A 6,451-nucleotide genomic window follows, 5' to 3' on the forward strand; every position below is an offset into this window, starting at 1 on the left:
TGCCAAAGGGGGAAGGACATGAGCGCGGCTTCGTCAATGACGCCATGGTTTTCTTGCAGGCACGGCAGTTGGGTGCGAGCGTGCTGACTGGCAACGTCCGCGACTTTGATTTCCTCTCACAGATCGTACCGACCGGTCGGGTCATCCTATATCGAACCCCAGTGGAGGCGCGATCATCATGAATGCCGAACCCTCACCCTCGGTCGCATTCTGCACGAACTGGAACAGCTGGGTCGGACGCCGGCAACAGATGTCAACTGCCTGCAGCATACGCAGGCATTTCTACGTTTCGTGGAGGCCGGCTTGATCCGGTAGAGAGCGGGAGCCGTCCCGATTGCCGCCGGCGCGATCAAACTAGCCGGAGAGTATGAACGGCTCAAACTGCTTGCACGCTCACCCACCTTGAAAGGCTCACAGATGGTCAACCTTGTTGACGGACGGATTTTGTCAGGTACTGCGTACGTGCGCGGCAGGGCTTCGGGCAATGTTGTTGCAAGCGATATTGTCGGAGCTGGACAGAGCTTATCTGGCTCGTGAGGCCCAGGGCACTAATGTCGCAAGCTCCGCTGGTTCAACCGTCGAACTCACTCCACTCTTCGCGTAGCAGTGACATCAGGACCAAATCTTGGAGGAGTTCAGCCAGCCGGCCCACGCATCACGCTCCAGCTGAAACTGATCGAAGACGCCCCTGACACCTTTATCAAGGCGCGGTGAGCAACCTCCCATTGGACACTGTACTTAACAGCACGGCCTGCAGGAAAGGGACATCTCAGACACGAGAAAGTCCTTTCCTCGACAGACGAAACATGCGTCATTCGATCACTGCTAGCGACCAGAAGCTCTCGCCTTCTTGGGAGCCGAAATACCACTTTCCCGCTCAAGCTTTTTGCGAGCGAGTTTACGGACGCGCCTGATACCCTCGGCCTTTTCACGCGCACGTTTTTCGGAGGGCTTTTCAAAACGCTCACGAAGTCGGGCCTCCCGGAGAACGCCCTCACGCTGCAACTTCTTTTTCAAAAAACGGAGCGCTTGCTCAACGTTGTTGTCACGTACCAGAACTTGCATTTTAAACTCCTAGGACCACTGACGCGCCTCATTAGATCCATGTGCATTGATGATCAAGGCTTGGAAGACGATATTGCGTGAATGCCGCCTCCGGATGCGCGCGCCTCATGCGAGAGCCGAAGCATTTGGACATATTTCGTCGCGAATGAATGGTCCGCAACGTCGCTGCAGCTCCAATACGTCGATATGCCGCTGGACTTGTTCGGCAAGGTCGTCTGGCAGGTCAGGGTCAGGCTGCAACGCAAAAATCGTCGGCGCGCTGAACGGGCGTCCGATCACCAGATGCAGGACACGCGCAACAAGAAACTCGTCGCAAGTGTCCTTCCGCATTAGCTGAGGCGATGGTTAGTATAGCTTCTGGCACGGGGCGAATTCGAGCCTTCGTTGGTATCGCATCTAGACGCTCAGCTCCTGCTCCCCTGGCGGCCTGGAGCAGGGATTGTGTTAGCCATCCGCACGGCTGCGGCATGCTAGCTGTGGAGCGGCACGTATAAGGTACAAAAAATAGATGGGATGGCGCGGACGTCCGGCCTCAGCCGCCTGGAGCGTGGCGTGGTCGTCGATCCTCAGAAGTAATAGCCGTCGAGTACGCCAAGTAGAGAGCCTCCTATCAGGGAAAATATCAGCGGCAAGATGATGAACAGGAACATCACGAGGAGCATAAAGCGCATCAGGCACCCCGCCGCTGCTGCCCTTGCAGGTGGCGCTTCCGGAACCGGATAGGTTGACCTTCGAGTGATACGACCGGCGCGGGAGAGGGCTCGAAGCATCTCCAGCATTTTTGCCGTGCGGATGTCGCCCGCTGAGGCGCGGTCGGTCTCCGCCTCAGGGCGGGCAGACCTCCGTCGCTCTCTCCGGCCCCATGGCCCGGGACTCGTATCCAGCGGTGGTGGTGGTTCCGCGCGGGGCGCTGCTTTGGGAAAAGGCACCGGCGGACGTGGGCGAACGGGAGGGGGCACCGACGGTGCCGCAGGACGCGGATCGCCAAACTTTGCGCCGCATTGCGGACATGCGGGTGCATCTAACCAATGCCCCGGGTTATGGTTCGTACAGTAGAAGCGGACTTGTGCCTCGTGGCAGGCCTCGCACTCACCGGAAGTCGCAGTGGAGGTGCCGCAGTTTGGACAACGCAGGATGACGCCTGTCATGGTTGAGGCTCCTGGCTCGGGTGATAGTCGATGCTGTCGGCGGCCGGCTGAGGATAACAGGCACGGATCATTTCCGCGGGAATGTGCAACCGATACACGCTCGGCAGGGCTCCTTCGACATATCGCGCCATGGTGGGAACCCGCTCGTAGGGGCCGAATGCCTCGCGGCTCAACCGACGCGAAAGTGCGACGGTCGTGAGCAGTGGATTAGCCCGATAGGCGGGGAAGCTCGCATACCTCTCGTCCACGTGATCGTGGCCGCGTACCATATGTGTGACGGGCCGTCCGAGACCAGCACTCAAAGAGCAAAAAGCAGCGAAGTCCTCGTAGCCGAACTGGCTCCCGCGGGAGAAACGGTTTGGCAGCTTCCTGCGGGCTTTCGGATGGGCCCTTGTCCATACAAAATCAGACAGGCACATCGGGTTGTTCCATTCCCCCGATTCAGCGAGGGCGGGATGCAAGTCAACCAGCGGAAAGCCTCCGTGGGCGGCAAGCAATCCGTCGGGAAAGAAGAGTGCGCGCGGAGCGTTCGTAAACAGACGCACGGCAAGCTTACCGGCCCGCTCGATCCATTCGTGGGTGAGGTTAGCGTTGAGGAAGTCGGCAAAGTCCGATGGCGTCACGCTCGAGGAAAATCGTACGCCATCGTAAGACAGTGCTTCGTCGTGATTGCCGGCGATGACGCACACGCGGTCGGGCGCGTCTACGATCAGTTCAAATACGCGGAGAAGGATTTCGAGGCTAAAACCCTCGTCATCGAAGAGATCGCCAAGAAACAGGATCCGAGGTTGGACTTCTCCGGGCTGCAGGTCCGGCTGCCGCATTGCCACTAGTGCGGCCTCGAGCGCCAGAAGATCACCATGCAAGTCGCCGATGATCCACAACGGGATTTCGGTATCGAAGTCAGAAATCTTGATGACTTTGTCGGTGGGATCGGCGCGGAATTTGTCGAACAACATGCCTGGCCCGTCGGCCCGGTCAAGCAGACCCTCCATACTTTCAACCGTCGACCGAATTTCGGAGCGGATGGAAGATGGGTTGGCCCGGTTGAGGACAGCTTTCCAATCGAGGTCATTCACATCCACTATTTCTAATGGAGCAAAGGCCGTCACCTTCGAAAGAGCCTGGTCAGACGGTAGGCTTTCCGTCCTGGACGCAGGCTCTTCGTCCAATGGCGCAGCAACCACCGGTGTAGGTTCGGAGCCTACAGCTGGAACATCTGCGGCGGGCCTGGAAAGACCCGGCGCCCCCAGTTCATCCTTGGGCACCTCTGTGATCACCGGATGCGCCTCCGCTATCGCCGGCTGCTCGCAGGGAGGATCGGGCTCGGGCACTTTACCGCCGGCCGAGTTCATTTGTTGAGCGCCCGCACCGTAAGGGGCATCTTGGCGATGCCTTTGGCCTGGCGGCCGACCGCAATTCGATCACCTTGCCTGAGCGGACGAGGAGCTGTGAGGGTCAGGCCGTTCACGAGTGTTTCGTTGGTCGCACCATCCACGGGAGATATCACCCATTGCCGTGTGGGATTTCGTTCCAGGACACATTGGCGATTATCCCAGAACTCGCTTTCCGGCCCGAACTGCCGCAACAGGGGTTTTCCAAGTTCCGTCATCACCCCGATCTGGAGCGAACGTCCGTCCGCACCAAGCAGCTCGATCCTCTCGGAAATGATCAACTCTGCGGAAGTTGGAGGTGCGATGCCTTCTGTTGTCGATGCAGCAGCTTTCTGTTCGGAGACGGCAGAGCCTGCGCCGCGTCCACTCAAAATTGCCCGAACTTCCGCAGCCGTCGGTCTCGCAGCGGGATCTGGACACAGGCATCGGTGGAGGACGGCACTGACCTCGGCATTGTTCGCCGGTGCCGGCATCAACCCGGCAAGTGCCGGAGGTTTGGCGGCATAGCTCTGCACAAGCTTCGCATAATCAGCCTGGTCCTCGGTCCAGTATGGATGATGGCCGGCGAGAAGTTCGTAAAGCATTAGCCCGCAGGTGAAAATATCCGAAGCCAGTCCCGGAATAGCGCCGCGCGTCATATGTTCGGGGGATCGATAGTTGTCAGTGCCAACATATCCCTGATGCCCGTGCCAGGGCGCGCGGCGGTCAGCCAACAGGGAGAAGTCCATATCGATCAGCTTAAGCTGGTAGCCGGAGCTGATCGACGGGTCAGTGATCAAATATGCGTTCGCCGGCTTGAGATCTGCGTGAACGACCTTGGATTCGTGCAGTGCCGCGATACCGGTCATGAACACCTTTGACCACGTGAGGTGACGTGCCCAAACCGTGGCATCACGAGTCGCGGCCAGCTTGGTGCGACGATGCTGCTCCCGCTCCTCATCGAGCATTTGCTGCAAGTCGGCACCATTCTCGACGAACTCGAATGCCTGAAAGTAGCAAAGCCCGCCCCAGATCTCTTCGAATGCATCGACCTGGCGCACCGCAAATTGAGCAGCGCGGCCATTCCGGACGCGTGCTCCGAGCTCGTTCTGATAAGCAACGAAAGCCCCATACCAGACAACCGTCGGAGCAGGGGACTTGTATTGCTTGAGAAAAACCTTCTCACCGGTGGAAGTCTGAGCTCCATAGGAAATAGCCATCATTCCAGGTCCGAAGACTTTCGTGACGCGATACTGCCGGATCCGGTCGCCGATTTTCAGCTTCTTGGCCATGGCTTTCGGGTCAGCCGGGCTAAAGCGCTACGGTCGCTGCCGACCGGGATACACTGGCGGCCAGCTGCTTCAGGGTGTTACGGAAGTTAACCGGGTCGGAGGTAAATTTCTGGAGCGCCTCCTGCGGGTTCAGCCCTTCGTATTCCACCACTTCCCATTCCGACTTGTCGATCTGGCTCAGCCGATCGTAGCCCTCGAAATTCGGGGCAAAGAGGCTGAGAATAATTCGGTTGGCCATGATAAGGTTAGCCACGTCCTGCAACGAGCCGCCCTTTGCCTCCGCAATGCTCATGGTCTCCTTGAATGAAGCATCGGTGAAGACGATGACAACACGCGCCGCATCGCTTCTATAGCGCCATTTCGCCGGATCCTCTGTCTGCGAACCCTTCGGCACAGCCTCCATAGAGGCAAGCTTATAGAGAGCATCGAGAAGCGACTCCGGCTCGTCTCCACCGCCGTTTGCCTGTAGCGTGCCAAGCTGCGCCTTGAGCGCGCTGGCATCGCGCACGAAGTCATTGTCGACGATCCATGGCAGGCCTTCGGCTTGGGCGGCCTCAATGTCACGGTAGCCGACAACCTTCCCGCGCCAATCTTTGACAGGGGCGGCGTTGTTCGGGTCACCGTGGCTTAAGGAGTCAATAAAGGCTTCGATATTTCTCCGCAGCGCGTCGATGCAGGGGTCCATGCTGCCGCTAACGTCTACGAGGAAGACAATATCGGCCACGCCTTTGGTTTTTGGACGCTCCTGCAGGGTCTGGCTGTCGGCTGATAGCGCTGGCGCGCTGTCTACCGAAGCTTCTACCGCCGGCTCATCCGGTGTGGACGAGATCGGCCCGGTTGAGGTTGGTGTCGCGGCGGGAGCCGGGCTCCCCGGGGTAGGAGGCGTCTGCTGGTCCGGTTGCTCCGTATCACTCATCGGTCAGCTCCCATGGTTTGGTATCGTTACGCGGCAGATCTGCCAGCGCCGTTACGACAACACGGCGGCGACATGAAAGTTCCTACTGTCGTCGGATCGGAGAACAATCGGTCTCGGCGGTGTTATTTAAGGTCGAATTTTTTTCAAAGATCGAAAGGAGGTCTCGCTGCAGTTATCTGGGATAGGGAACCGATCTCTCGCTTCGCTATGCGACCTGAATGGTCGCAGCGCATATTTCCGCCCCTCCTTACCCCGGTGTTGTCGCAAAAGTTCGGCACCGGTGGGCGGTCGTCTTCAGATCAAGGCTTCGGTGACAATCCAGAAGTTCAACGTCAAAGGGCAATGCAAAGGAATACTTTGGCTGTGGGCCTAGTGCAGTGAACACGCTCTTGAAATTCATGACGGACATCAAGCGCATACACGTTAAAGGAGCATCGAGCACGCCGCTACTCCGTGCTTGGCTATGTTTTTCGCTGAACCAATCGCGCGGCCAAAAACCGGGAGCCCAGTCCGTTACCCGTTGACGCTCCGAGCAGTCGCAGCGCTGCCTCCGCCGGCAGCCCGGCGCGTAGCAAGCGCCTTGGCCGAAAAGAGCGCGTAAATGATCAGCGGAAGACAGACGAGATAGGATGTCCGGATGCCAGCATGTTCGGCAAT

At 58.6% G+C, this 6,451-nt stretch carries 4 protein-coding genes and 2 pseudogenes; 1 reads left to right on the forward strand and 5 read right to left on the reverse strand.

Annotated elements, in window-relative coordinates:
• Nucleotides 1–182, forward strand: a pseudogene (locus tag G9X67_RS34780) (hypothetical protein); the annotation flags it as partial.
• 643 nt (nt 183–825) lie between these two features.
• Here G9X67_RS34780 and rpsU read toward each other — a convergent pair.
• From rpsU to G9X67_RS35240, 5 genes and pseudogenes are all read right to left on the reverse strand, one after another.
• A complete protein-coding gene (gene rpsU / locus G9X67_RS32200; protein WP_138390818.1) occupies nt 826–1,065 on the reverse strand; it encodes a 30S ribosomal protein S21 in 240 nt (79 codons plus the stop codon).
• 1,144 nt (nt 1,066–2,209) lie between these two features.
• A complete protein-coding gene (locus G9X67_RS32205) occupies nt 2,210–3,568 on the reverse strand; it encodes a metallophosphoesterase (RefSeq protein WP_171600590.1) in 1,359 nt (452 codons plus the stop codon).
• Nucleotides 3,565–4,878 (reverse strand): protein kinase, encoded by a 1,314-nt coding sequence (locus G9X67_RS32210; RefSeq protein ID WP_138390820.1) that lies wholly within the window; start codon nt 4,876–4,878, stop codon nt 3,565–3,567. The genes G9X67_RS32205 and G9X67_RS32210 overlap by 4 nt, the downstream gene beginning before the upstream one ends.
• 19 nt (nt 4,879–4,897) lie before the next feature.
• Nucleotides 4,898–5,794 carry a vWA domain-containing protein gene (locus G9X67_RS32215; RefSeq protein ID WP_138390821.1) on the reverse strand — a complete coding sequence of 299 codons (897 nt, stop codon included), beginning with the start codon at nt 5,792–5,794 and terminating at the stop codon, nt 4,898–4,900.
• 513 nt (nt 5,795–6,307) lie between these two features.
• Nucleotides 6,308–6,451 (reverse strand): annotated as a pseudogene (locus G9X67_RS35240) (MFS transporter); the annotation flags it as partial.

The sequence above is a fragment of the Rhizobium sp. WYCCWR 11152 genome (assembly GCF_013087615.1).
In the GTDB taxonomy this organism is placed as follows: Bacteria; Pseudomonadota; Alphaproteobacteria; order Rhizobiales; family Rhizobiaceae; genus Rhizobium; species Rhizobium indicum.

Excerpts from the sequence above, each read along its gene's own strand:
- G9X67_RS32215 (WP_138390821.1), bottom strand. The coding sequence starts at position 5,794 with ATGAGTGATACGGAGCAACCGGACCAGCAGACGCCTCCTACCCCGGGG.
- G9X67_RS32205 (WP_171600590.1), bottom strand. The coding sequence starts at position 3,568 with ATGAACTCGGCCGGCGGTAAAGTGCCCGAGCCCGATCCTCCCTGCGAG.
- rpsU (WP_138390818.1), bottom strand. The coding sequence starts at position 1,065 with ATGCAAGTTCTGGTACGTGACAACAACGTTGAGCAAGCGCTCCGTTTT.
- G9X67_RS32210 (WP_138390820.1), bottom strand. The coding sequence starts at position 4,878 with ATGGCCAAGAAGCTGAAAATCGGCGACCGGATCCGGCAGTATCGCGTC.